This is a genomic window from Proteiniphilum sp. X52 (genome assembly GCF_003712195.1).
In the GTDB taxonomy this organism is placed as follows: domain Bacteria; phylum Bacteroidota; class Bacteroidia; order Bacteroidales; family Dysgonomonadaceae; genus Proteiniphilum.
This window is the reverse complement of record NZ_RDSD01000022.1, coordinates 35,296-60,799: the sequence shown is the minus strand read 5'-3', so window position 1 is coordinate 60,799 and position 25,504 is coordinate 35,296. Positions and strand designations below refer to the sequence as shown.

14 protein-coding genes are annotated in these 25,504 nt (G+C 44.9%); all 14 read right to left on the bottom strand.

The window, feature by feature from the left end; all coding sequences use genetic code 11:
- Positions 1-249 precede the first annotated feature (249 nt).
- Positions 250-1,320, bottom strand: coding sequence for an Ig-like domain-containing protein (locus D7D25_RS14600; protein ID WP_122969678.1), 1,071 nt, complete (start codon positions 1,318-1,320; stop codon positions 250-252).
- An 18-nt stretch (positions 1,321-1,338) separates the two neighbouring features.
- On the bottom strand, positions 1,339-2,331 hold the full coding sequence (locus D7D25_RS14595; protein ID WP_122969677.1) for a BT_3987 domain-containing protein: 993 nt from the start codon (positions 2,329-2,331) through the stop codon (positions 1,339-1,341).
- Between the two features lie 19 nt (positions 2,332-2,350).
- Positions 2,351-4,423 carry a RagB/SusD family nutrient uptake outer membrane protein gene (locus tag D7D25_RS14590; protein ID WP_122969676.1) on the bottom strand — a complete coding sequence of 691 codons (2,073 nt, stop codon included), beginning with the start codon at positions 4,421-4,423 and terminating at the stop codon, positions 2,351-2,353.
- Between the two features lie 11 nt (positions 4,424-4,434).
- Positions 4,435-7,533 carry a TonB-dependent receptor gene (locus D7D25_RS14585; RefSeq protein ID WP_185140268.1) on the bottom strand — a complete coding sequence of 1,033 codons (3,099 nt, stop codon included), beginning with the start codon at positions 7,531-7,533 and terminating at the stop codon, positions 4,435-4,437.
- Between the two features lie 61 nt (positions 7,534-7,594).
- Positions 7,595-8,938: an IPT/TIG domain-containing protein gene (locus D7D25_RS14580; RefSeq protein WP_122969674.1), complete on the bottom strand. Its 1,344-nt coding sequence runs from the start codon at positions 8,936-8,938 to the stop codon at positions 7,595-7,597.
- Between the two features lie 631 nt (positions 8,939-9,569).
- Positions 9,570-10,616: a hypothetical protein gene (locus D7D25_RS14575; RefSeq protein ID WP_122969673.1), complete on the bottom strand. Its 1,047-nt coding sequence runs from the start codon at positions 10,614-10,616 to the stop codon at positions 9,570-9,572.
- A 45-nt stretch (positions 10,617-10,661) separates the two neighbouring features.
- The gene (locus tag D7D25_RS14570; RefSeq protein WP_122969672.1) at positions 10,662-12,461 is read right to left on the bottom strand and encodes a hypothetical protein; all 1,800 of its coding nucleotides are present in this window, start codon (positions 12,459-12,461) and stop codon (positions 10,662-10,664) included.
- Positions 12,462-12,476: 15 nt separating this feature from the next.
- Positions 12,477-13,664 (bottom strand): glycoside hydrolase family 99-like domain-containing protein, encoded by a 1,188-nt coding sequence (locus tag D7D25_RS14565; protein ID WP_122969671.1) that lies wholly within the window; start codon positions 13,662-13,664, stop codon positions 12,477-12,479.
- Between the two features lie 106 nt (positions 13,665-13,770).
- A complete protein-coding gene (locus tag D7D25_RS14560; protein ID WP_122969670.1) occupies positions 13,771-15,801 on the bottom strand; it encodes a hypothetical protein in 2,031 nt (676 codons plus the stop codon).
- An 83-nt stretch (positions 15,802-15,884) separates the two neighbouring features.
- The gene (locus tag D7D25_RS14555; RefSeq protein ID WP_122969669.1) at positions 15,885-19,133 is read right to left on the bottom strand and encodes a glycosyl hydrolase; all 3,249 of its coding nucleotides are present in this window, start codon (positions 19,131-19,133) and stop codon (positions 15,885-15,887) included.
- Between the two features lie 573 nt (positions 19,134-19,706).
- Entirely contained in the window at positions 19,707-21,512 is a 1,806-nt protein-coding gene (locus D7D25_RS14550; RefSeq protein ID WP_255417332.1) for a hypothetical protein, read from the bottom strand.
- Positions 21,513-21,524: 12 nt separating this feature from the next.
- Positions 21,525-23,420 (bottom strand): glycoside hydrolase family 127 protein, encoded by a 1,896-nt coding sequence (locus tag D7D25_RS14545; protein ID WP_122969667.1) that lies wholly within the window; start codon positions 23,418-23,420, stop codon positions 21,525-21,527.
- Between the two features lie 69 nt (positions 23,421-23,489).
- Positions 23,490-23,672 (bottom strand): DUF5722 domain-containing protein, encoded by a 183-nt coding sequence (locus D7D25_RS14540; RefSeq protein WP_122969666.1) that lies wholly within the window; start codon positions 23,670-23,672, stop codon positions 23,490-23,492.
- 35 nt (positions 23,673-23,707) lie between these two features.
- The gene (locus tag D7D25_RS14535) at positions 23,708-25,504 is read right to left on the bottom strand and encodes a hypothetical protein (protein ID WP_255417331.1); all 1,797 of its coding nucleotides are present in this window, start codon (positions 25,502-25,504) and stop codon (positions 23,708-23,710) included.

Here is a 25,504-nt window from a genome sequence, read left to right as displayed (position 1 = left end):
TTTGTTGGTCATTTTTCCGGCTTCACGATCCCGTTTCACAAAAATAAGTATTTTTTCTATTCCATGACCCTGTCATAATGATATAAAACTAAGTATTTTGATATGGGTCCCAGACACCCTGGTAATAAACGGATTAAATCAATAGCCCGCAGCACATCATATGCTTTTCTCCGATGCGGGTGTGCCATGTTGCTCAATCGGTAAAAGTATGTGAAGCGCTGCAGGCTATTGATCAAACAGTATTCTCAATTATCTTTTTGTAAACCTGAACCCCCTGAGGTTATGTCCTGCTTCAAAATAATATTTGATTTTATGCCTCCCTTTGGTCAAAGTCAATGTTAACTTATCCTCGGGAGTAGAGATCAATTGGTAGTTCCCCCAACCGCCGGTAGCCGGTGTGGAGATGGTGCCGGTCACGTTTACACCGTCAACCTCCAAATGGAAGCCAGCGGGATTAGGGCTTGCCAGTAGTACATCCACTTTATATTCACCGCCATCGGAAACCTCCACCGTATAAAGCAACCATTCTCCGGGATTGGTGTAACCGATATTGCTGCCGTTGCCTTCTATTTCAACGGGAGTACTCTGTTTGTCACCGTTGTTCCGCCGATAATTGTCATTACCAATATGATTGTTGGCATCCTGATCGTGAAAAGCGTATCCTTCACCGCCCAAGTCGAAATTAGCAGCAGGAAGTTCATAAGGTGCCGCGGCGGAAAGAATGTGGGGCCCCTTGAAGGGACGGGTGTAAGCTACATCCACTACAATTTCTTTTACGATATCGCCTATCCGGTAGACAACAGTAGTTATTCCTTCGCCCACCCCTGTAATTTCACCGGTTATTTTGACAGAAGCGATATTCGGATTTTCCGAACTCCATAAATATTCCGGTATATCATTGGCATTATCCGGTATGTAGGTTAACAGTATCGTTTTTTTACCTCCCGGAATCAATTCGAGAAAAGATTCACTTACCGATACGTCTTCCAATGGAACTCTCACAACCGCAGTAAGCGGAACCTTTGTAAAAAGATCGCCGCTGCTTACAACAATATTGGTAAACCCTTCACTGATCACCTCCACTAAACCGTTCGAGGTGACGGTTGCCACCGAGGGATCTTCACTCGACCATTGATATTGGTATGTCCCGTCTGTCGGGCTTGCCGTAAGTTGAACGGTTTGGCCTATAAAGAGCGACAGCGATTGCCTGTCCACATAAATATGTTTTTCAATTATTTTTTGCTCGTAGTGATCACATCCCGATATATATCCCAACAAAAGAATGGATAAGCCGTATTTCAAAAATTCTGTTTTCATCATTCCAACTAAATTATGGTTTTACTGTTCTTCTTCTTCATCTTCATCAAATTCGAGACGAAGTTCTTCTTTCATTTCGTAAATCGAGTTTCCCGACTTGTAGTTATATCTCAATAAGAATGTCTTGTAGGTTTTAAAACCGTCATCCTCCACTTTGAAGATATTGGGAAAATCTTTATCACCGTCAACCTGGGTAACTTCCACATTCTTATAGGGAGCTATAGTGATTTTGTTGTTTTCAGCAATTTCCAATACAATAGCCAATCTATCGAACACGTTAACATCAGGCTCATACGTTTCATTGCCCGCCATAACACGGACTTTGTTCCGGGTGACGGGGTGCATCACTTTTGTACCCGGCATTTCGAGTTCACTCGTCGATCCTTGTACCTTGAGTTTTGCCCTCATATTGTAGATCGTATTGCCGTCTGCCTGAGCCCAATAATTTTTGGTTTTGACACGATAGAGAATAAAACTTTTTTCGGGATTTACCTCATAGGCTGAATATGATTTCACCCGCAATGCGATGAAGTAAGCCGAATCGGGTGACAACCCGTCGGGACGAATGCGGATAGGTAGCCTGCCGCTTATCTCTCCCGCGGGAATGGTAAACTGGTAACTCTCTATGTCGTATTTATCCTTCGGAAGGGGAAGTACATACTTTGTCACATCCACATCGTAGTTGGTCCTGTTGTAGGCATCTATCAATGAGTTATCTTCTACCATATTGACCACAATATCTCTGGAGGTAGGATTGGTCCCCCCGAGTGAAGCTGTCACATAGCCCGTTGATTCTTCACCGAGTTTGTGAAATTTCCGCGACACGTTGTCGCTTTCGCTTATCAGGGCAAATATGTTTTTGTATTGTTCTCTTTCAAATACTTCGTCTCTGTTACAAGCAATGAACATAAGCAACAGGAGTGCTATTGTCCCCGAAATTTTTATCGATCGGGAAGCGGGAAATAGACTTTTCCGGTTTTTATTATCCTTTATATACATATATAACTGTTTCATACTACTCGATTTGTTTATTTTAGTTTTCCCAACCGGGATTTTGATCTAATGAAGGAAGCAGTCTCACCTCGTCGAGTGGTATGGGCAACCAGTTCAAACGTCTGTTTACGACACGTGCGCCAATACGGGATGTGTTAGGGATAACCCGCGTGTAAAAGACTTCTTTGGTGCCCTCCACATTCATTCCCCTTATCGGCTCACTCTCTACTTCTTCATAAATACCCCATCTTCTCACATCATAATAACGGCGGTTTTCAAAAAGGAATTCAATAAAGCGTTCTTTTTGAATCTGTGTCTGCACTTCACTGACATCTTCGTTTCCCGACAAACCGGGTAACCCGGCACGGTGACGTACCTGATTGAAAGATTTTCTGATCTCCTCCATGTTTCTATCGAGTATCTGTGTTTGTCCGCCAATTTCAATACTGTGGCTACCGGTCAGATTATTGAGTGCTTCGGCATAGGAAAGCAGAATTTCCGCATAACGGATAATGGGGAATCCCTTTTCCATCCTTCTGGCGTTAGTGCCACCCCAGGCATCTGAAGGATGAATGAATTTTTTGATCACATATCCGGTTATGGGATAATCCTGCGCGGCAGTCACACCTCCTTTGCCATTAGGAGAGTCATAATAATAGGTGATGGTCTGGTTATTGTATCCCGACGAAGTGGAGGAAGTCATAGGCCAAAAACATCCGCTAAAGCCCACAGATGCATAAAACCGAGCTTCCCGATTTGAGTACATATTGCTGATACCTGCGTTCAACCGGTATCCGGAGAAGGTCTTCATCTCGCCGGTAAATCCGTTCTCACGGTAAGGGTATGTTTCACTGGATTTGCCAATGGACCGGCCGTCTACCATGGAATAGGCATCCACCACTTTTTGGGGAATGCTCATCCCGTTCCACCCATCTAACCTCTGGGGGAAAGACATTTGAGTGCTGGCTGTGAGGGCCCCGCTTCGCCGTCCCCATACATACTCGGGATTCACAGGAATAACCGATTCCCCGTTAAACATTTCGGAATAGGACCGTAACGGATCTATACCGGCTGCCCCGTCGGGCCATTCTTTGTAATAATCGGGATCGGAAGTAACACCTTCCGGTAACGCCGGTGTGTCACTGTCAGCCTGCACCGTATGTAGTCTGTACATGGATGCTCCCGAGGCCTGCATGTCAATTAGCCTCTTGGCTGCGGCTGCAGCAATCGCCCAACGTTTCTCATCATAGGTTTGGGATACATACAGCACACCGTCGGTGGAACGTTTCCAATTGCCGAAATAGGTTCGGGCCGGAGCGCCACCATTGTACAAGGGGCTGGCATGAATTAAACGTATTCGTGCAATCAAACCGTAAGCAGCGCCTCTTGTGGGAACTCCGAATTCCATCAATGAAACCGTCGAAGGTAAATATTCGGCCGCTGCTTCCAGTTCGCGGCAAATATATTCTACCGCTTCATCGTAAGTGCTGCGTGGTCTATCGTATTGGGGAAGAGACGCATTCGATTCCAGAATTTCATCACCCAACAGGATAGGAGGGCCAAAATCCATCAGGATATTGTAATAGGCGTAAGCTCTCATAAAACGGGTATATCCGATGATATTGAAGCGGTCTCTGGTTGTCATGTCTGCAGGTTCATCGATCCTGGCCAGGATGGTGTTGCACTTACGGATAATACGGTAGTAATTTCTCCATGTACTGCCGAAAGAATGCATGCTATTGGCGGTAATCTCACCCAATACAAAACGCATCCCGTTGTAGCCATGCGATGTAAGGAAACTGGTAAAGGCCTCATCGGTAGCTAATGGCCCGGGGGTATGTTGGTTTTGTAGTAAATTCCCTTCGTCGTAAAACATGGCCGCGGTGCCCCACATATAGGCTTCCACATAGCGTGTCTGTGCAAATATGGAGTCTAATTTCAGTTCATCGCTAAAGTAATTATCCACGCTGAGGAAATCTTTACAAGAGGGAAAAGAGACCAGTAGCAGGAGAAGTATTGCAAGGGAAAAACATATTGTCGGTTTGTTGTTTTCCCGATTGTTTTGGTTGCAGGCATCCGTTTGCCTGGATGTATCTATGTTCAATTGATTCATATTTCTTCAAATTACAGGTTAATATACATTTGCAAAGTGTAGGTTGTTGGGATCGGATATACTTCTCCGTTGCGGTGCGCCTGTTCGGGATCGAACAGTTTTACTTTGTCCCATAGTAACAGATGGTTGCCAACCAGTTGGAGATCGACAGACTGGATCTTTAATTTCTGCAGGAATGAGCTTTTCAGGTTATAATTAATTGTAACTTCCTGCAGACGAAGGTAACGCGCGTCACCCTTCCAAAAATCCGACAATTGAGAATTGTTCTCATTATATCCGTAAGTGAGCCTGGGGAAACGGGCATTGGGATTTTCAGCCAGCGCCGGATCAATGCCGTTGGCAATAGCATACTCTTTAGGTATCCAGCGGTTGGATGGATCATTGACGATAGTAAGTACGTTGCCATTGATACCATTATAGAAAGGTACATATCCTGTTCCATTGCCGCCATAACCTACATGGAAGTAGTCTGTTTTTCCTGTTCCCTTAAAGAGAATCCCCACAGTTAGATGCTTGTAACGGAATTCGCCCCCGAAACCATACATCAATAAAGGGGGATAGGTGGCATAGGATAATGGTACGCGGTCAGCAGAATTGATTACGCCATCCCCATTGACATCACGGTATTTGATATCGCCGGGCATTACCGTACCGAACTGAGCCGGACTGTTCCTTACATCATCCCAGTCTTTGAACAATCCCACTGATTGATACCCCCGGATGACTCCATGCGGATATCCCGAAACTTCTTGGTAAGGGTATCTGGGATTGGCTTCTTCCCAGTTCTGAACATCGTTTTTCGAGTAAGTAAAGTTCCCCCTTACGGTAAAACTCATATTCTTGCTGAAATCCTGCGTGAAACTGGCGTTCCCATCTGCCCCGTAGCTTCTCATTTTACCCACATTACCATAAGGCATGGTGATTAACCCTACATAGTCGGGAATCTGCACACGTTGCATAAAGATACCGTTACGTTGGTCATTGAACACATCTAGCACAAGTTGTGCCTTATCGTTGATGAAATTGACTTCAATCCCTAGATTGGCCTTCAGCGCTTTTTCCCATTGCAGGTTGTCTGCACCGATAATCGTTTCGCTGACACTTTCCTTGAAGGCTGATGCTCCCCATGGAAAGACATGTCCCCTGTTTACCATAGTCAGGTAAGGAAAGCGGCGGTTGGTGATCCGGTCGTTTCCTACGGTACCATAGGATCCTCTGAATTTGAGGAAACTGATCCATGGGAGATGATCTTGCATAAGAGTGTAATTCGAAGGAACCCATCCCAACGCGATCGAGGGGAAGAATCCATACTGTCTGCCGGGTTGGAAATTCTCTGATCCTGTGTATCCAAAATTGAAGTCGACCATATAGGTGTCCCGGAAGCCATAGGTCAATCGACTCGATACGCCCTGGTAACGGAGTGGAATTGCACTAAGGTTGTTATTTGAGTCTCTGACCCTTTTCTGATCGCTAATATAATAATAGACCAATCCGGATACACGGTGATCTTCTGATATTACATTCTCGTAGGTCAACGTGCTTTCAAAGTGGTATTTCCTGAATTGATCCATACCTTTAGCATAAGAAACTCCCCCTTCTTTCACCCTTTCAATGGTAATCAGTTTTCCTTGCTGATCCCGATCCACGGCCTGGTATAAAGCAGGTTGGATATACCTTCCTTCGGAGAACCAACTGTTAAGGTCATACGCTCCCTGTACTTTCAGTTTTAATCCTTCAGCAAGCATGGAGAGATTCTGGTCAGCTGCAAGGGTAAATTTCCCCCGGTATTCCTGGTCGCTGCGTCTGCCCATATGGTTAATCATCACCAGCGGAGAACGGAGGGATGCTGAACTCGCAGAGGCAGGGAGTTGCCCGTTTGAATAGGTGATAGGCAACAATAACGGATTGAGGTTTGATTGCGCATACCAAATATAGTCAGTGCTGGCTACCCCGGGATTATTATTGACGGCAAGAAAACCATCGGTTCCAAAATAAAGGGAGGTGGAGGGAGATACTTCCAGGTCGATATTAGCACGGTAGTTATAAGTATTATAACCGGTGTTGGCTGCATATACACTATTTTTGTCGTATTTATAGGCGGCTGTTTCGTTGCTAATACCCAAACTAAGGAAGTAGCGGGCCACCTGGGCTCCTCCCCGGGCGCTTACGTAATAGGTCTGTTTCAAGGAATGATCCTGAAGCACCTGATCCTGCCAGTTTACATCGGGATAAAGATCAGGATCCGAACCATCCTGTATAATGTCCAGTTCCACAGCCGAATAAATGGGAGAGTCACCCCGCACTACGCGGGCTTCGTTGGCCAATTTGGCATAATCGTATGCCCGCAAATAATTTGGTGTTCTACGCAGTTGGGAAACCGTATAGTTGGCACGTCCGGTGATATTCAGTTTCCCAGCCTCCCCTCTTTTGGTAGTGACCAGAACGACTCCGTTGGCACCTCGCACACCATACACCGCGGTGGCTGAAGCATCTTTTAATACGGAAAAACTCTCGATATCCGCCGGATCAATGGAATTGATATTTCCTTCTAACCCGTCGATCAATACTAACGCACTGGCATTTGCACCAAACGTGCCGATACCGCGTACCCAGAACTCGGCAATATTCTTCCCCGGCTCACCACTGGTTTGCATGGAGACCACACCGGCCACGCGCCCTCCCAGCAAATTGGCTACTGAGGAGGCAGGAGTTTGTAATTCTTTCACATCCACACTGCTGACAGCACCCACAGTGGAGATTTTCCGTTGACTACCTAAACCAATCACCACCAATTCATCGAGTTCCTGAGCGGTTTCAGTGAAAATGATCTTCAGATCTTTTTTCTCTTCGGTGACTAAATATTCCACCTTCTCATATCCTACAAAGGTGAAAACGAGCATATCTCCCCGGGAAGCCCGGATAGAAAATTTACCGTTTATATCGGTAATGGTTCCGACACTGATCTTGTCTCTCAGGTATACTGTTACTCCCGGTAAGGGTTCGTTCGTATCGTCATACACGGTGCCTTCCATGATGAAAGAACTTTGTTGAGCCGAAACAGGAACGCTTATCAATAATAGTATCCATATTATACATGCTATATGTTTCATTCAATTTAAATTATTTGGGTTATGATTTTCCCTCTCTTTTTTGAAGGATATCTGATGTTTTTTAATTAATGGAAAGTTTTCTGACTCTGGCATTCCCGTTATCTGCCACATAAATCGAACCGTCCGCGCTAATGCCGAGTCCCATAGGTCTGCTGAACAGCGCATCCTCTTTTCCACCGTCTTTCCACCCTGCTGTACCTGGCATTCCCAATACCGTTTCTACCATTTTTTCAGGTGTGATTCTCCTGATACAATGATTTCCAGTGTCCGCTATATAAATATTGCCATCTGCATCACTGAAAATCTGGGCAGGTGCCCTGAATTGTGCCGTTTCCAATGCTCCGTCACGATGCCCTACGCCACTGCCACTGACTTTTTTGAATGTAGTCTCGGGATTGGTCACATCGATTCTACAGATACTGTTGGCATTGACACCTGCATTGCCGACAAAAGAGATATACAGGATATTAGGCTCAAGCGGGCTAAATGTCAGTCCATAACTGTCCCCCTGTTCGGTTTTGTAAATCGTTTCCACCTCGTAGGTACGGGGATTTATCTTTACGATATGACCGAAGTAATAACGTGTATAGATATATCCGTCACTCGGGTTTACTACCATGGAGTGTTTCCATCCGTGATCTGGCCTGTCACCCGAAGGTTGCCATTTCATTTCCCTGTATCTGGGTGCCCACATTTCTTTGGGATCAAGGGTGATAAACGAACCGACTGTTGTTTCGGTAGGAAAAGAAATCACGCCGGTAACAGGATCCGCTGCCGGGGCATTAGCGATTATATCCCTGCCGATAGTAACCAGTTCATTTGCTTTTTCGTCGATACGGGTCACATGCATATTTTTACTGGCGGCACCCCCGGTGGGACCTTTACTTCTTGTCATCACAAAAATATTATCCTCTTTATCCACACAAATAAACCAGGGTTGTATGATGGATTGGGTAAGATCACCATCATTATAATCATTATGATTTCCATTTCCCGCAATAGTGGTAACGGTGACTGAGGTGAAATAACGGAACTCTTTGTCATACACTACAGAATCGTTTCCTATTGCCACCGAAATAACACAGGTGTCTCCGGGTAATCTTGGTGCAAGCACATACATCCGTGAGCCGGTAGAACCCACTACAGCGGCCCTTCTGCTATTAAACCAAACTCTGATTTGTTCAGGGTCAGTGCCGAAATTCTTTCCCGTGAGCAATACTTTTTCCAAATAGCGCCCGGAATCGGGGTAGAACGAGGTTAGTTCTATCGGTTTCTTGGGATCGTACTCTTCTCGGTTTTTTTTGTTATCATCATTTTCTCCACATGAAAACATAGCCAACATACATGCGAATAGCAATGTCCATGTGGTCTTTAAGAGATGCTTCTTGATCAATTTGTTGTTCATATATTCGGTTTTTAATGAGGGATTTTCTTTTAGGCTTATATTTGTTAAATACAAGATGGGTCTCGGGCAAGCTCAAGAAAGCCTGTCTTGCCTCTCAACTTTCATTATTTTTGTCACATTCTATTTCAATTTTTCCATGATGATTTATTCTTATATCTGATTAATTGCAGATATAAGTTATATCTCTAAAGATGGAAGGTTGAAAGAAGAGGGCGGGAATCCGCTCTTATCGGCATGGTGTGCAAATAAGAGTGAATATCGGTTATAAACACTAAATCAAAGTTTGTTAATGTTAACCGGGGTAGGGGAAAATATATAGGTTTCCTTATAATCAGAAACAAAGTTTTCTCAGAGAGAAATATAATTTTTTGTGTCATATGGGAGAATTAGGGTATAATTAAAATCAATGAATCTCCCCGTGGCAAGCGATTGGGGTATCGTAGAGGAGTAATTTTTACTTCCTGCTACAAGCAGGAGGGGAATTAAACCCTAAGAAGATTAAGAAATTTCGATGATCTACCCTTGGTTTTTTTTGATGAAATTTATACAAAATTACTTTTATTGTGTATTCTTTAGGTGTGAAAAGTGATATTTGGACTAAGCGGAATGATATATGATGTTAAGGAAGTTTTTATTTTTTCATGACACCATCATTTTTTATTTGAGCTGTATTTATTTCTGCCTTGGCTTTTTTATGATATATGGCTGTGAGTGAAGGAGATTCTAAAACTATTCCACAATCGAATGTTCCGGGAACTTCCCAGCCTGCATTCATTGTAGTTATTGCCAAATCTTCAAATTTCGAACCGGTAAGATATCCCTTTTCCTGTGCCGTTTTAAAAGCTTCCTTTATAAAAGGCAGAATATCTTTGTCGATGGTTATCCATTGTTTATCGTGTAACGTTCCCTCGAAAATATTTCGGGAAGCTACAGAGAAGATGAACTTGTTTGATGCGTCATCCTTACCAATATCCTGCGTCGCATAGAGTTCGATATTTTCATAACGGTAGTCGTAAAATGGGAGTCCGAACCAGAAAAAATCGCCATAACTTTCGGAGTCTTTGTTGTGGTCCTGGATGGTGAAGTAGTGCGAAAATTGTGCTGTGTGCAGATCTGGATTGAATTGATCTCCCATTTTGTTGCTGCAATATAGCAGTTTGCATTTTGTTTTGTAAACCAATTTATCAGTCCTGATCAATTTTAGGGGTGTATTGAAATATTGCTCGAGCAGTAAATGCGGCCACTCCTCGTTCATTTGTCTCGGATGTTCATATTCTTCTGAAGCAATCACTTCCAATGTGATCTCTACTGTTTTATTCTTATTTTTAAAAAAGGATACTTTTTTTGCTTTGTTACGGTAAATAATGGAATCATCCACAATAAGAGGGGTGGTGTTTTGCATCACAAACCTGCTTCCCCACTGTGGCAATGCCCAATGGACGGTGTCAGTTGAATATTTAAACGGATATAATGTGTCGATGGGGGCCGGGGAGGATGTGGTGTGTCCCTGTACCTTGATCCCATGGTGAAAATTCCTGTCCTGGATTATTTCCCGCGAATTTGTTGTGGTGTTACATTGGATAAATAGGGGAAAAAGCAAAAATATGAATACCCGTTGTTTTAGTGTATATTTTATTCCGTTGAACAGTTGGTATTTGGGATCTTTATTGCTACTCATAGAGTGTCTTTTATTTTAATTTGCTTTATGCTGTCTTTGCCTGATTTACTTAGCCTGATATATGTAATTAAACCGTCCCTCAGGCGCCACATCGCCGTTGATATACCAATCCATCGGATCTTCGGTTTGCATATTGTCAGACCATTTAAATTCAAAATTGAGTTCGCCTTTGGGGCCGGAAATTATTTTCAAGGGAAAACTATACAAAAGTTTGTTTCCTTCCGTTTTGACTGTGACTTTACTGATTGTCTTCCATTGTCCATTGGTATATTGTTGCAAGTTTGTTCCCGCATTGATTCTAAAGTCATATCCCATCCATCCGGTAGTGTGATCTCTGTCGCTGTTGATATAGAGCCTCATCCACTGTTCGTCATTACTATTGATAATCGGTTTGGCAGTCTCTGCAAGAAAATAGATCGTTTTTCGGTCTCTTGCTACTTTCAGTATTGTGAAATCATTTCTGCCGGTGGTGTTAGTGTATTGGATATGAGGATTGATTACTGCCGATGGATGATCTCTTTTTTCAGTGTCCTCTTTATAGTCTGTATAGACCGGGGTAACTTCTTCCCAGTCGTTCCATCCTTTGATACTCTTTTCGTTACCGGCTTTTTGTACAGGATTCATACCCTTGTATTTCCGGATGTTTGCCACCATCTGCATATAGTAGTTGTCTTTTAATCCGGCTGTCATTGTGGGTTCTATGTCTCTGCTGTATTCCGGATCAGCCTGGTCGCAGAAGTAGGAGTGCTCCGGATTTCCATCCGTGCTGCCCCATCTTCCGGCTATCCACTCGTTCCATCCGGTGATAAACACAAAAGGAACATCCTGTTGAAGGGCATAATCCCACTGTTCCTGAAAATTATATCCGTAGAGAATATCCTTTTCCGGATTACCCGGGTTGCCATTTCGATAACTACGTCCCCAATTGTTCTTGTTGCCATAAAAAGCAGAACCCCCCATTCCCGCTCCCGGATCAGGATGCTGGGATACCGACACATTGATGATTTCCCTTTCTCCCCTCAGGTTTTTATATACATGTTGCGGCCTGGTGAAATCGATCCATGGCCATCCGTTATCCTGGATGGGTTCATTGGGCCATTGTGATTCCCTAAAAGTAAAAAAGGGTTGGAACTCTTTTCCGTCGACCTCTTTCGTCCTGCCGATGATAAGGGGTTTTCCTTCCAGATAGTACCAAGTTTCAGGGTATCGGATTGGTGCGCCAGACCGATAAAACGCATCATAAATCTTTTGCATTGTTTTTCCCGATTCTGTATTGGTGTAATAGACTATTTTGGGCGGATTCCCGCCCTGTTGTTGAAGCGTTCGGATGGCCCTCATCAAGGACTCCGATTGCTCTTTATAGATGAGCGTGTTGGTAGCGTCAATGATCAGGAAGTCTACTTGCGCATCGGTCATCAACCGCATATTTCTCAGATGTACCCAGTAATCATCTCCCCTGTAGTAGCCATAAATCGGCTCTCCCCAGAAATAATAACGTCCTCTCTGAGGTGATCCCCAGTTTTCGTGATCCCCTTTTTCGAGGACTTCCGGGTGATTGGGAATGATCTTACTGAGATCCCATTTATGTTCTGCTGCTTGAGAGGCATTATCTCCCTGCCAGAGGAAATAAAAGATACCCACATTCCTGTTTTCCCTGATATCTCCCACATCCTCCGGGCCCGGAAGTATTCTGCCTAATTCATCACACCCCGCCAACGGTGGAAGTGTTTTCGAACTTTGTCCTGAAGGAACGGAAGTGTTTCCCTCAATATCATCCCTTTTGCACGAGCTGCTCATGGTGAGAATCGCGAGGAAAGACAGAAAGAAGGAGTATATCGATTGCATACGGTTGAATAAAAGTTAATTGGCACTGCCGAATACATTCCTTACTGCTTCCAGATAACCGTATCCCCAAGTGGTGTCAGGTTCCAGGTAACTTCCTTCAGACCATTCATTCCATGCATTGATGGTGATAATTTTCGGTTGAATAGCGTGCTCATCGACATAATTCCTGGCTTTTATCAGATACTTCTCAAATTTCCCGGGGGTTGAGTTATTGATATACCCTGCCTTGAAAGGGAATCGGGGATTGGCGTCCCAGCTTACGGTGATGTTGGGATAGTAAGTCATGGAGAACTGATCTTTGAATCCGCCCCACATATCAGTGGACGCATCCCCCCATGCCTGGTAATCTCCCTCCGGATTTTGAAGGTGCGCCCAACAGTAGTTTGTCAGGCTCTTGAAACCGAAATAACTCAGCACATCATCCTGACTTTTGATCGGATCACCGGGAACACCTTCAATGGTGGAGGGTAGCGCTTCCCATAAAATACTTTGTAGATGAAGTCCCGGGAACCCGGCTTCCACGGTTTTTTGCCTGAAATAGTCAAGTGCTTCTTTTGTCTTTTCCGCTCCTCCCAGTCCATTGATCAGTGTGTTCAACTCATAGATACAGAAAACCGGCTCGCCATCGATTTTGAAATAGGATGGCTCTTTGAAATAGTGGGAGATCACCCGGTCCACTATGATATCAAACTGCTCCCGGTCCACTTCTCCATCCCAGTAAACCGAGTCTACACGCGGATTATTTACGTCCCAGTAGGTGGTGGCATCGTGATTGGCCCACATGAGATAGAAGTTCATCCGGTCATTGTTGGCTTTAAGAAAACCATCGTTGATGCAACTTTCAAGAAAAGGGGCCTTTTCGAACCAATACCAGTCGAAAATAAATGTGTTTACACCGTATTCGAGTGCTGTGGAGATTTTCAAGTCCATATCTTTTGGTTTTGCTTCATCGAGATATCCCCAGAGCGGCACCTTGGGTTGTTGATGCCCTTCCTCTTTCGGGACGGCATTGCGGATGATTTCCCATTCACCGGTTTTCTCCGGGAAAAGGAATTCCGATCGCGGCTCATAATGATAGGCCGGCCAGTAAAAGGCTGCAATGGTGTAATCACTCTCTTTCACGTTTTGCTGTTTATTCTCCGAACAGGAAGGGAGAAAAACAAGTGCTGTGAACAGCATTAAAATCTGAGAAAAATGTTTCATATGATTAAAAATTAGACACAAGAACCAAGAACCAAGAACCAAGACACAAGATATTTTAATCATAGCCTTGTGTGAACTTGTATCTTATGAGTTTTATATGATTATTTTATTTTTTCCATATCAACCGGTAATTGAATCTTCTGTTAGGCGCGGTATCCCCGTTCAGGCAGAAAGAGATAGGATCTGCCAGTTCCGCCGGATTATCACTCCATTTAAAATCAATTACAAATTGATCCTGACTGATATTCAACAGGCGGCGGGGAATCTCCATCTCCATTTGGTTACCTGTGTAGTGGTAAGTGAGGTCGCCGACTTCGACCCACTGTTGACCGTCATAATTCATCAGTGTTGTCCTATTTTCACCCTTCACGTTTCGGTTAACCAGATAATCATAGCCATACCATCCCGTATTGGAGTCGTTGTCCGCATCTATCAGTAAAAGCATCCAGTTCTTATCGGTATGTGGAGAGAGAGGTTCCGCCGTTTCCACGTAGAAGTAGATATCCTCTTTTCCAACTGCGGCCTTGGCGGTAATAATATCATTCCTGCCCGAGTTGTTGACATACCTGATCCCGGCATAACCTATGGCATCTCTGTGATAAGTATCCCCCCTGGTATCCCTGAATTCATTCCTGATCTTTTTCCAGTCACTGAAATTCCCATCGATCACGATCTTATCATATCCTGTTTGTTCAGGGATAGGACGTACACCCTTATACCTCCTGATATTCTGTGCCATTTGCATGTAGTAGTTATCGGTATAACCTCCTTTCATCGGTTGAATGCCACGGTTAAATTCGGCATTGTACTGGTCTACAAAAAAGAAGGGGTTGTCTCTGCCCAGCCAGGGAATGGTCCCTCCGCCATCGGGTTGATATTTTCCGGCAGTCCATTCGTTCCAGTCGTTGATATAGAGAAATTCGGGATTGGCTTCAAGTGCTTCATCCCATCTTTCCTGAAAATAGATGCCGTAATCTGTCGGGTTTTCAACCTCTTTCCCTAACCATGGGACATAAGCCGATTTGGGCATGTCCTGTTCATTGAGTTCAGGCTGGCCAAACTCTCTGGACCATGATTTTCCTACTCCCATATTTTCATCGGTCATGGTGACGGGATGCTGTGCTGTGGTGACTGCCGCCTGTTCCCTTTTGCCGTTATGCAATGAGAGAAGTTGTTCGGGGGGAAGACTCTTTATACGCTGATCCGCCATACTGTAACCGAAACTCCAGTTGTCTTCAGTACCGATAAAACGTTTCCCGCCCCATTCATAGTATCCCCACCACATTGTCCGCAGGGTGAAAAACTCTTTCACTTCATTGGTGTAATCCTGATAAAACTCCTCCGCATAATCAGGATCCTGATAATGAGGATGGTCGGGATCGGTGGCTGCGGCAGGATCATAATGGGGATTAGGGTGCCGGATCCCTGACCTGTTCGCGTCGAGCGACGGTGATCCGTTGTAGAGCAGGAGGGGCTTGCCGTCCCAGTAAAACCAGAGATCACTGTACTTTCCCTCTTTGTAAATCCTGTCGTAGAGGTCTTGCACTACGGTGATGGACGGACCGTTAAAGGACCAGAACGCAAATTGTGGTACTTTGTTACCCTCCTTTTTCATCTCCTGCATGATACCGAAAGTGACATCCCACTCATCCCAGTATCTGACCGCGTTTGTCACATCCATAATCAGTACGTCCACTCCGGCGTCTGCGAGCATCGACATATCCTTGCGGATCACATAATTATCCTGACTCAGGAAGTAGCCCATTTCCGGTTCCCCCCAATGATAGGAGTTGGTGTACCATAGCGGGTGGTCTGCTTTGAATCGTGCGGAAGGGTCTTTCTCCAGTATCTTGGTTACATCCGCATTATAGGGCTGTTCCAGGTTTGCCAGTCCTTGGGTATGCCAGGTTATGTAAAAGATACCGACCACCCTTCTTTGATCTTTTTTTACATCGCCTACTTCCTGATGGCCGGGCATCTCCCGCCCAATAGCATCGGTGGCTACCCATGTGTCGGAAAAGAGGTCTCTGTAGTAACTCTCTTCCGAGGAGCCATCCCTGTTCTCTGGTGAAACTCCACATGATAGGAGAATTACTTGAAGCGGGAGCAGCATAGTGATAAACTTACCTGTTTGCATACAATTATACTTTTATTCTTGGTCTATAAGCGCTAAAGAACCAAGTCCGCGCGACCCTTGTTTAATGGCCTCACACTCCTGGACTAATATTTTACAGACTGAATGGTTACAGGTCCGAACAGACCGGAGGGTTGCAACGGACTCTGCGCATTATACGGATTTACAAAACACCATGTCTCTCTTTGCCCTTCAGGGAGGTTTTGATCCCCGATGAGGCGATTCATCCAGTTGTTGACCACCTCGATCACCAGTTCATTCTCTCCCGGTTTTACAAAATCAGAGATATCGAGTTTGTAGGGATATGTCCAAAGTCCGCCTGCATAAGTGCCATTTACACTCACTTTTGCCATTGCGGTGAGATTACCCAGATCGATCTCGACAGTCTCATTCTCTTTTACTTCCGGAGCGGAGAAGTGGATCCTGTAATGTGCTGTGCCCGAGTAGTATCTGATAGATTCATCCGGGGAGGTAGTCCAGTCATGAAGCGTTTCAAAGACCACCGGTTCGGCAGGACCTCTGAATGCGGGATCAAAGCTGACGTTCCATGGTCCTTTCAACTCCTCAATGACTTCGGGTATGGGGTAATTATCCAGAATATCCGTCGAGTTGCTGTTTCGAGCTTTGTGCCTGAATACAATAAAAACGCTTTCATAGGCAGCCAGCTTGATGGGTACGGAAGTTGTCCGTTCCTTTATTTCAAAAGCCGGAAGAATACGGATCGATCCGGAGGTTGCATCCCATAATTCAGGTTGTTTCCCCGTTACCCTGAATTCAGGATAAACCACTTTTTCCTCGCCTGTCTGGTTAGAGACAAAGTAAATATCGATGCCTCCCATCGACCTGTGGCCGTAATGAATGGAATGGTCTTCGGGTAATCTGCAATCGGGGGGGAGTTGGATGAGTTCAAATACCTCTTCCAGGGTAAGTCCGCTCATGATCTGTCCTTTTCCGTATTTTCTGTTTTTCACGTTTATTCCATCCACTTCATCCCAGAGTTCATCGGCCATCTCACGAACCTGTTTGTCCGCTTCCGGTTGATTTTGGAGGCTTGGTGAACGCTGGGGTGCCGGGCCGAGTACCAGGGCCCCGTCATACACCAGCTCTTTGATCTTGGCCAATAGCTCCGGACGCATGGTCCTTTGTTTTGGGAGAACCAATACCCTGTACTGAGTCCCGTGAGGGAGGGTAAGCAATCCATCTTTCACGGTCATCTCCCTTATGATTACTTCGGCATTCATATAATCGAACTGATAGCCTGTCGGAAGGGGAGGATCCGCAATCCCTGTCATTTTGGGAGCATCTTCCCCGATAAAATAGGCCACATCGGCCACATTGAGTCCTTGCTGCAACATGAAATTGGTTCTTTTCAGGTATTGTGTGAACAGATCCAGTTGGGGAAACCAGGTGTTCTTCCGGTCAAATTCATTCCCGAACCACGCGTTCACTCCCGGATTCTTATCCTCATAAGGTTGCATGATATAGACATGCAGCAGGGTATTGTTGATCCCTTCGGCAAAGAAGCGGTCGGTCCGTTGTTTCATCATCGCCGGATGGCGTGAATAAGCGGGGCCGCCCGATGTGTTGGACTCGGCGGAGATTTTTGTTTTTCCGTAGATATGCCCGGCGGAGGTGGCGGCCCGGTTTTCAATGTCACCCAGTTCTCCCTGGCTCCAGAATTCTCCTCCGATTTCGTCGGACTGTCCGCCGTACATCAGGAATTCTCCGGGGAATCCCCAATGGCCGTAGTTTTCCAGCCAGGTGGTCAACCCATGTTGATGACTTGTATCTCTCAGTCCGCCTACGTAATCATACGCCACTTTGTCTGCTATCATTCTCCTTAAATCCCATAAAAACCGGTCGGATTCCAATTGGCTGTTCACAACATATCCCCTGTAAACCGGCAAATAGGGAAGAGGATCATAGCCGTACCTCTCTTTGAATTCTGCCAGGAAGTCGTCTGTGAAGTTTTGTCCCCCTGTCTCATAGCTGTCTTGCACCACGACTTTAAAAGTTTTCCGGTCTGCTTCGGGTATTCTTCTCAATATCTCCCCGATGAACCGGTCAAAGTGCTCCGCCACCCACTTTTTACTCATTTTATCGACTTCCAGTCCGGTTGCTTCGGGTGAAGCGGGACTATTGGTTACCTGTGTGGGGGTCATTCCCATACGCAGAATGGTCCATTCCCCTTCGGGAACATCCCATGTTAAGACACCTTCGGCAGATAAATATTGTGTGATGTCGAGAATTTCATCGCCACGGATGATCAAGTTTTCGTCGCCTGTTTCCGGTTGTGATGGCCATAAATAGGCATCCCAATAGGGTAGAGGAGTGGGATGCATTTTCGCCAACGTTTTTTCACTGTACCTTTCCACCCGCGGAATGGCGCTTAATTGAACTTCTGCCAGGCCGGCCCGTGGATGTACATTGTTGAGCGTCAATCGGAATTCGGTGGCTGTTACCTCCGGGAATGAGATAGCTACCGGTGCATAGGGATCAAAACCCACGTTCAAAGCCGTGTTAGAACGGTTAATCTCGAACTTTGAGACAAGTTTGAACGCGCCATCTTCCTGCATTGCTTCCAGCAATGCTCCTGCATGAAGGGGTGCCTCGGTAATCTGAACCGTCAGGTTTCTCGCGGTAAAAGGGGATTCCGCTTTAAACATGATTTGGAATTCCCCACTACCTGGAAAAGAGATGCCGGTGGTGTTATCTCCATCGGTGATCTTCGAGAGCCCCGCGACGGAAGGAGTGGATTGTATGGACGCGTTTTGAGGGCTTAGCACCATGTTGCCATTTCCTGCGGAAGGAAAAGCAATCACTTTCACGTCTTGGAATGATTCTGTGGGTTGTTCCAGGGATTGCTCCATTTTCCGGGGACCTTTCACGGTAATCTCCGAAGAGGCGAGGTACCTCATGGACTCTTCGGGTTTGATCCATGGGCCGCCGGATTGACTCCAGCCTGGAGAATTGAAAATACCTATCTCAATGTCCAACTCTGCGGCTGTCTTCAAGGCCAGATGCAAAATTTCCCACCACTCATCACTGAACATTTTTACTTTACCGTAAGGGAGGTCGCGTATGCCGATGTTCCCGATAAACGCACGGTTGATCCCAGCCTCTTTCATGGCGTGGAGGTCTTTTACCGCTCCTTCTTTGGAGATGTTATCGGAAATCCAGTACCAATAGACGCTTGTTTGAATAGAGTCGGGTGGGGTGATGAATCTGCTTTCTAAAGCATCGGAAAGCTGTTTCGAAGTGTCATTTGACGATCGAGAACAAGAAAGGCCGATGATAAGAATCGTTATCAATAGAAAGTGTATTCTGTTTTTCATTATTCTGTTATTTTGATATCATTTGCTTGTATATACAAAGTTAAAACGTCCTCCGGGAGCCGTATCACCCTTTAGGTACCAATCCATTCATCGGTGCCAGCGAGAGAAAGCGTTGAGCATTATTATATTTCTTCTTGTCGGTATATGGAACTCGCTTTGTTCATGATCTTGTGTGATAATGATTATCATGCTTGTTTCATATGACAATACTTGTGCGCTACTTAACTGACTGATTAATATTGTTTTGCTGTATAATTTAGTTTGACATAAAAAACAGATAAGAGTCCTTATCGACTATTTTTATGGTGTTGGCAATACTATAAAGCAAAGCAATAAACAGAAAAAATTCAAAAGTAATAGTTTTTAACTTTTTACACCTTTAAATAATGATATAAACACTCCACTTTTTGCGTATGTTTGAGTTGTCTGTTGATGAATTACGAAGGCTGCTCTTTGAAAGTGCGAATGAATTAGGTCTCTTTTTTCGTCTCATATCTTTTTCATTAATTATTTAATTATATCGTATGAATAATCAGTCATTGAAACAGTTATTTAAGATTCCATCATTAATTTTTACTCGGCATAAACGAAGTTGAAGCGACCTCCCGGTGCGGTATCACCGTTGACATAGAAATCCATGATGTTTCCGTTTTCCTGCATATTGTCATTCCATTTGAACTCAAAATTAAGCGGTTTCCCATTCAGGTTGAGCGTTTTTCTGTCGATCTTTATTTCCAGGGTGTTATTTTTCACTACATAGGATGTTTTTTTCACTTCTTCCCATTCCCATCGGTTTCCGATATTTTTTTCGACCATCACTTTTTTGGCCGTGGGACTCTCACGGTTTATAATATAATCGTATCCATTCCATCCTGTTGATTTATCCCTGTCGATATCGATAAAGAGGAGCATCCAGTTCGGGTCTTTTCGTGAGGTAAGCTTTTCGGCGCTTTCCACATAGAAATAGATGAATTGATCGTCCCTGGCCACTTTGGCTTTGACAATATCGTTCCGCCCTGTATTGTTGGTATAGTAGGTATTGTTCCTGCCCGCATGGTCGCGGTGAAAAGTATTGCCCTTGTAGTGGTTATAGTCGGGTGTTACATTTTCCCACTGATCGGATCTTCCCATCTTGATGGTTTTGGGAGCTGATACCTTTGCCGGAGGTGTCATTCCTTTGAATTTCCTTACGTTATCCACCAGTTGGAGGTAATATACATCGCCCTTATCCCCCCATCCTTTATTGGGTTCAATGTCCCTGCTTCTTTTCCAGTCGAACTGGTCGACGAACGAGAAAGGATCTCCGGTCCATCCGTGTTGCGGAAGCCATTGTCCTGCGATAAACTCATTCCATCCTGTGACAAACACCAGTTCGGGATCCACTTCAAAGGCGCGATCCCACTGCTCCTGAAAATTCCAGCCATAGAGGTAGCCATCCACTCTGGGGTCGAAGCCGTTCCGTTGAGAGAAATCACGGCCTTGCGATCCCGGGAGATTGAAAGCGCTGCAATGTCCGTTGGTCTCAGGTGCGGCATTTTGGGCTACTCCCACAGATATTTGTTCAAAACCGCCTTTTTGATCGGGTATATATCCATGTTGAGGATAGTTTTCGAGCCATGCCCACTGATCCGTTCTCTGAGGACCATCCACATAATCAGGTTGTCCGGGTCGGAAAGTGAAAAATTCCGCGATCTCGCGGTCTTCGGGCGAATCGGTCAGGTTGTCAGGATAAGCCATAATTCCCGGTTTTCCTTTCCAGTTAAACCAGAGATTTTTGTATCTTCCCGGTTTGTAGACATCCCTGTATAATTGTCTTAATGATGTCAATGAATAATTGGAATAGCCAAAGGGAAGCATGAATGCGATCTTTGGAACCTTTACTCCATCTTTCTGTGCCTGATCCCAGGTCTTCATCAGCGCTTCATACGATTCAATCCAGGTAAGGCTTCCATTTGTACAGTCGAAAAAGACTACATCCACTTTTGCGTCAGCCAGCATCTCCGCGTGTTTTCTCAATACCCATGGGTCGGTTGTTTTGTAATAACCCAACAAGGGTTGTTCCCAAAAGAAGAATCCCGGTTTGGCTTTACCCCATGCCGGATGATGGTAATCTTTCATGGCTTCGGGATGCTTTCTGACGATTTCCGTTATGTTTTTGACTGTTGTTGTGGTGTCGTCCTTTCCCTGGTGCCAGGTCCAGTAAAACATTGCCACATATTTGTCCCTTTTATCTCCGGCATCGGGATATTCCCCGACTTTTCTTCCCAGCGCGTCGGTGGCCGACCATTGGTCACTGTCTACCACTTGCGCTGTAAGCAACTGGCCCGAGAAGAATAACAGGGAGATAAAAATCAGATTTTTTTGTATTGTACGTAACATAATTATAAAAATTTATTCCTTTACCGGGAGCCAGGTGCACACATGCATCCCATTATTCCAGTTATCAACCGATGCATAATCAATCATCGTAATATATTCTCGTTCCCCCACAGGCACGGAGAACTGAAGTTTGATATTGTTCTTGATGGAATCTACCTGTCTGGTTTTTATATACCCGTTTTTAGCCTGAAGTCTTATCGGTTCATAATAATTGCTATCCATATTTTCGTCTCTTGCCAGGACAATCGGTCCATAGACCACGGCCTGAAAATTATCACCTGCACGATTGCTTCCGCGGGGAGCGTCCAGAACCCTGCATCTCATATCCAACGTAAGAGTAATCTTGTCCCCTGGTTTCCATTTCCGGTTAATTTCCGTATAAGTGCCGGAAGTGGCTTCTATCTTTTCATTATTGACCCTTAGCTGTGTCCTTTCACTCCATTTGGGAATCCTGAATCGGATAGTAAAGGCTTCAGCCTTCTCCAGGATGAGATTGAATTGTACATTTCCCGAGACAGGATAGTCTGTCTCTATGGCGATTGTGCCTGAGCGTTTCCGAGGTGTTTCGAATTTAAAATCTCCCTGATTATAGAGATTGACTACCGGGCCGTTGTCCGAATTCATGACTGCCACATAAGGGATATATGCCAGTCCCATCGGGCCGTTCAGGTTACAACAGGTCACATGCAGATCGTCGAAGTGCCAACCCCATCCGTGATCATTTACCTTTGTGCCGTTAAGCAGGTTCACATAGCTGAACCCGTTTCCCGTCGGCTTCATGGCGCCAATCAGTCCGTTATAGGCATATTGCTCTATATAGTCAGCAATGGAAGGATCTCCCGTCAGGCGTAGTAATTGACTGCACAATTTCATCCAGGTAACTCCCACGCAGGTTTCCATCATACGGGTAATGTCCGGATTGGTTTGTTCCAATGCCGTATTTCCCCATGCTTCCCCGTACACATACGGATGATAAGGTTGGTCTGATCCGCCATTCCCAATGATAGTGATCTCTTTGGTACTGATATTATTAAACATGTTTATCAACATTTTTTTATATTTTGGATCTCCCGTAACCCTGTAATATTCAACCAAACCTTCAAAGAGCGACATCATTTCATACGCTTTGGGATAATGTCCTGCCATTTGGTAAGGATCCACATTATTCAGGGCATTTTCGAAAACATTGTAGTGTTTGGTTCCGCCGGCTTCAATGATATAGGTTGCAAAATCAAGATAACGCTGTTCTCCGGTCCATTTGTAGAGTCTCATAAAGGGTTCCAGCAGTGTACTGGACTCAATATGACAAGGTTCGTGGCCTATATTGGTGGCGCTCCATCCCACATCAATGATCTCGGTTTTGGGAGCGGAACCGATGATTGAGATAATATTATCAGCCTGTTTTATCAGGGCATCCAGTACTTTGGGATCAGGATTAACCCACTCATAATACTCCTGCAGTCCCAACATCACATATTTGCGTTCCCACAAATCGCTCTCTTCCGGCTGTTTATATGTATCGACGCAACTGATGCTTCCGTTTTCCCGTTGGGTAGTGAGTAAATCTCTCACGGTTTCATCCATGATTTGCTTTAGTTCAGGATCCTTTGTGTAACGGTAAAACATACTGCCTGAACGGACAGCTTTTCCCCACATCTCTCCCAATGCAAACTGAGGTCGGCCATCCCTGAAGAAGTCGACAAACCGGTCATAAGGTAGATCGCCTTTGTTCCAGTGTTCAATCGAGTTTTGGATGTACTCTTCAAAAAAACCATCCAGTTTGGCGGCCCCCGCCGGTAGCGGATAGATCTTATCTTCGATGACCTCCCTGTTTTTTTGTTCGCCGCACGACCATAGAGAGAACAATATAAAGCCGAAAATAAGTTTGAATAAGATTGTTTCTTTCATTTCAATATGTTCAATAAATTTAGTTGTTTTGAATTGCCTTCTGCTCGTATTGCTTAACAAAAACGTTGTTTATGGTGAAATAGAATGCATAATTTTACTCCAGTCAGTGATACCTATAATTGATTTATAGGGTTCAAATACCTCATCTTCCCTGTCTGTTCCCGCAGCCTGGTAGGCATACCATGCCGGCTTAGGTCCTCCCGGATCGGTTGAGTCATCGGAGAAACGCCTCCATCCGCTCCGTAGGCCCAATTCCGCTGATTTTTTGATCGTATTGATTTTCTTTTCTATTTTTCTTTATAGACAAAATTGAATCTTCCGGTAGGCGCCACGTCCCCGGAGAGATAAAAGTCCATGATATCACCCACTTTCTGAATATTATCTGTCCATTTAAATTCAAAATTAAGCTTTTTATCTTTTAATGAGAGAACTGTTCTGGGAATCATTATTTCCATATGTTTCCCTGAAACTTTGTAAGTTGCTTCTCCACATTTTTCCCACTCCCATTCCCCGTTGCTTTTTTCAACTGTGATGGTCGTTTCAGCGGGGGTGGTTCTATTCAATAAAAAATCATATCCTTCCCAACCTGTTTCCCTGTTCCGGTCTGCATCAATAAAGAGCCACATCCAGCCCGGATCACTGCATGGAGTAATGTTTTCCGCGGTTTCTATCAGGAAATAGAGATTGTCTTTGTCCCGGGCCATGCGTGACGATACGAAATCATTCCGTCCCGAAGTATTGGTAAACTGGATACCTCCCCACCCCGGGTGATTACGGTGTAGCGTATTCCCGCGTGGCGTATGGTAGACAGGTCTCACTTCTTCCCATTCATCCATCTTTCCGTCGATGGTCACCGTCAGTTCAGCGGAAGGCGGTTCTATCTTCCCAACTCCTTTAAAGCGGCGGATATTCGCCGCCAATTGGTAATAATAAGCGTCTCCATGGCCTCCTGCCATCGGCTCGATGTCACGGCTTTTTTCCTGACTGAATTCGTCAGGGAAAGCATTATACTGTTGTTGCCACATTTCATAACGACCGGCGATCCATTCATTCCAACCGGTTACAAATATGAACTGAGGATCCAATTTTAATGCTCTTTCCCATTGCTCTTGGAAATTATAGCCGTAGTTTACGGCATCTAACCCCCCTATCTGTCCCGAGTGATTGGTGTAACTCCTTCCGAAAGTGTTGGGAGCATTCATGGCTGTCAAACCTCTTTCAGCTGACCAGTTTTGCGCAACACCTACCGGCACCTGTTCGTAACCTATGCTTCTTTGTGCATAACCGTGTTGCGGATAAATCTCCAGCCAACCCCACTGGTCATCACGCGAGGGACCGGTATTGTATGTCGGTTGGCCAGGACGGAATGTAAAGTGGTTTTTTATCTCTTCGGAGAGGTTGTCCGGATATGCCATAATAAGTGGCTTGCCTTTCCACATGAAAAAGAGGTCTTTATATTTGCCGGGCTTATACAGGTCTCTGTAAATCTCTTCGATGGCCTCCTTGCTGCCCTGCGTGGGTCCAAAGGCAAGTAAAAAAGCGATCTGTGGAGTATTGACCCCGTCACTCCGCGCTTCCGAGAATACTTCACACAATGCCATATAGGATTCTTTCCATGTGTAATTGCCGTTAGTGCAGTCGAAAATAATAACGTCGACACCCGCTAATGCAAGCAGTTCGGCATGTTTGCGTAATACCCACCGGTCGGTATTGATGTAATAACCGTATAATGGCTCGCCCCAGAAGTAACTGTTGGCATCTTTTGGCCAGGCAGGATGGTGAAAATTATCAATTGCGTCGGGATACTCGCTGAGGATTTTGGTCACATCGTGCGCGGTACGTTTACCGTAGTCTGATTGTTGTGTATGCCAAGTCCAATAAAAAAGACCTACATATTTTTTCTCACGCGGATCACCAATCTCTTCCCACGAAGGTAAAGTGCGGTTGAGCCCATCTGTTGCAGTGAGGTTATTATAGATGGTATTTTCCGGTTCCGCCTCTGGTGGCTGGTCAATGGGATCTTCTACCGGTTTGCAAGCCGAAAATAACTGTAAGACGGCAAGTAACATTAAAATAATTTTCAT

Coding starts and splice junctions, on each gene's coding strand:
- D7D25_RS14600 (WP_122969678.1), bottom strand. CDS start 1,320: ATGATGAAAACAGAATTTTTGAAATACGGCTTATCCATTCTTTTGTTG.
- D7D25_RS14595 (WP_122969677.1), bottom strand. CDS start 2,331: ATGAAACAGTTATATATGTATATAAAGGATAATAAAAACCGGAAAAGT.
- D7D25_RS14590 (WP_122969676.1), bottom strand. CDS start 4,423: ATGAATCAATTGAACATAGATACATCCAGGCAAACGGATGCCTGCAAC.
- D7D25_RS14585 (WP_185140268.1), bottom strand. CDS start 7,533: ATGAAACATATAGCATGTATAATATGGATACTATTATTGATAAGCGTT.
- D7D25_RS14580 (WP_122969674.1), bottom strand. CDS start 8,938: ATGAACAACAAATTGATCAAGAAGCATCTCTTAAAGACCACATGGACA.
- D7D25_RS14575 (WP_122969673.1), bottom strand. CDS start 10,616: ATGAGTAGCAATAAAGATCCCAAATACCAACTGTTCAACGGAATAAAA.
- D7D25_RS14570 (WP_122969672.1), bottom strand. CDS start 12,461: ATGCAATCGATATACTCCTTCTTTCTGTCTTTCCTCGCGATTCTCACC.
- D7D25_RS14565 (WP_122969671.1), bottom strand. CDS start 13,664: ATGAAACATTTTTCTCAGATTTTAATGCTGTTCACAGCACTTGTTTTT.
- D7D25_RS14560 (WP_122969670.1), bottom strand. CDS start 15,801: ATGCAAACAGGTAAGTTTATCACTATGCTGCTCCCGCTTCAAGTAATT.
- D7D25_RS14555 (WP_122969669.1), bottom strand. CDS start 19,133: ATGAAAAACAGAATACACTTTCTATTGATAACGATTCTTATCATCGGC.
- D7D25_RS14550 (WP_255417332.1), bottom strand. CDS start 21,512: ATGTTACGTACAATACAAAAAAATCTGATTTTTATCTCCCTGTTATTC.
- D7D25_RS14545 (WP_122969667.1), bottom strand. CDS start 23,420: ATGAAAGAAACAATCTTATTCAAACTTATTTTCGGCTTTATATTGTTC.
- D7D25_RS14535 (WP_255417331.1), bottom strand. CDS start 25,504: ATGAAAATTATTTTAATGTTACTTGCCGTCTTACAGTTATTTTCGGCT.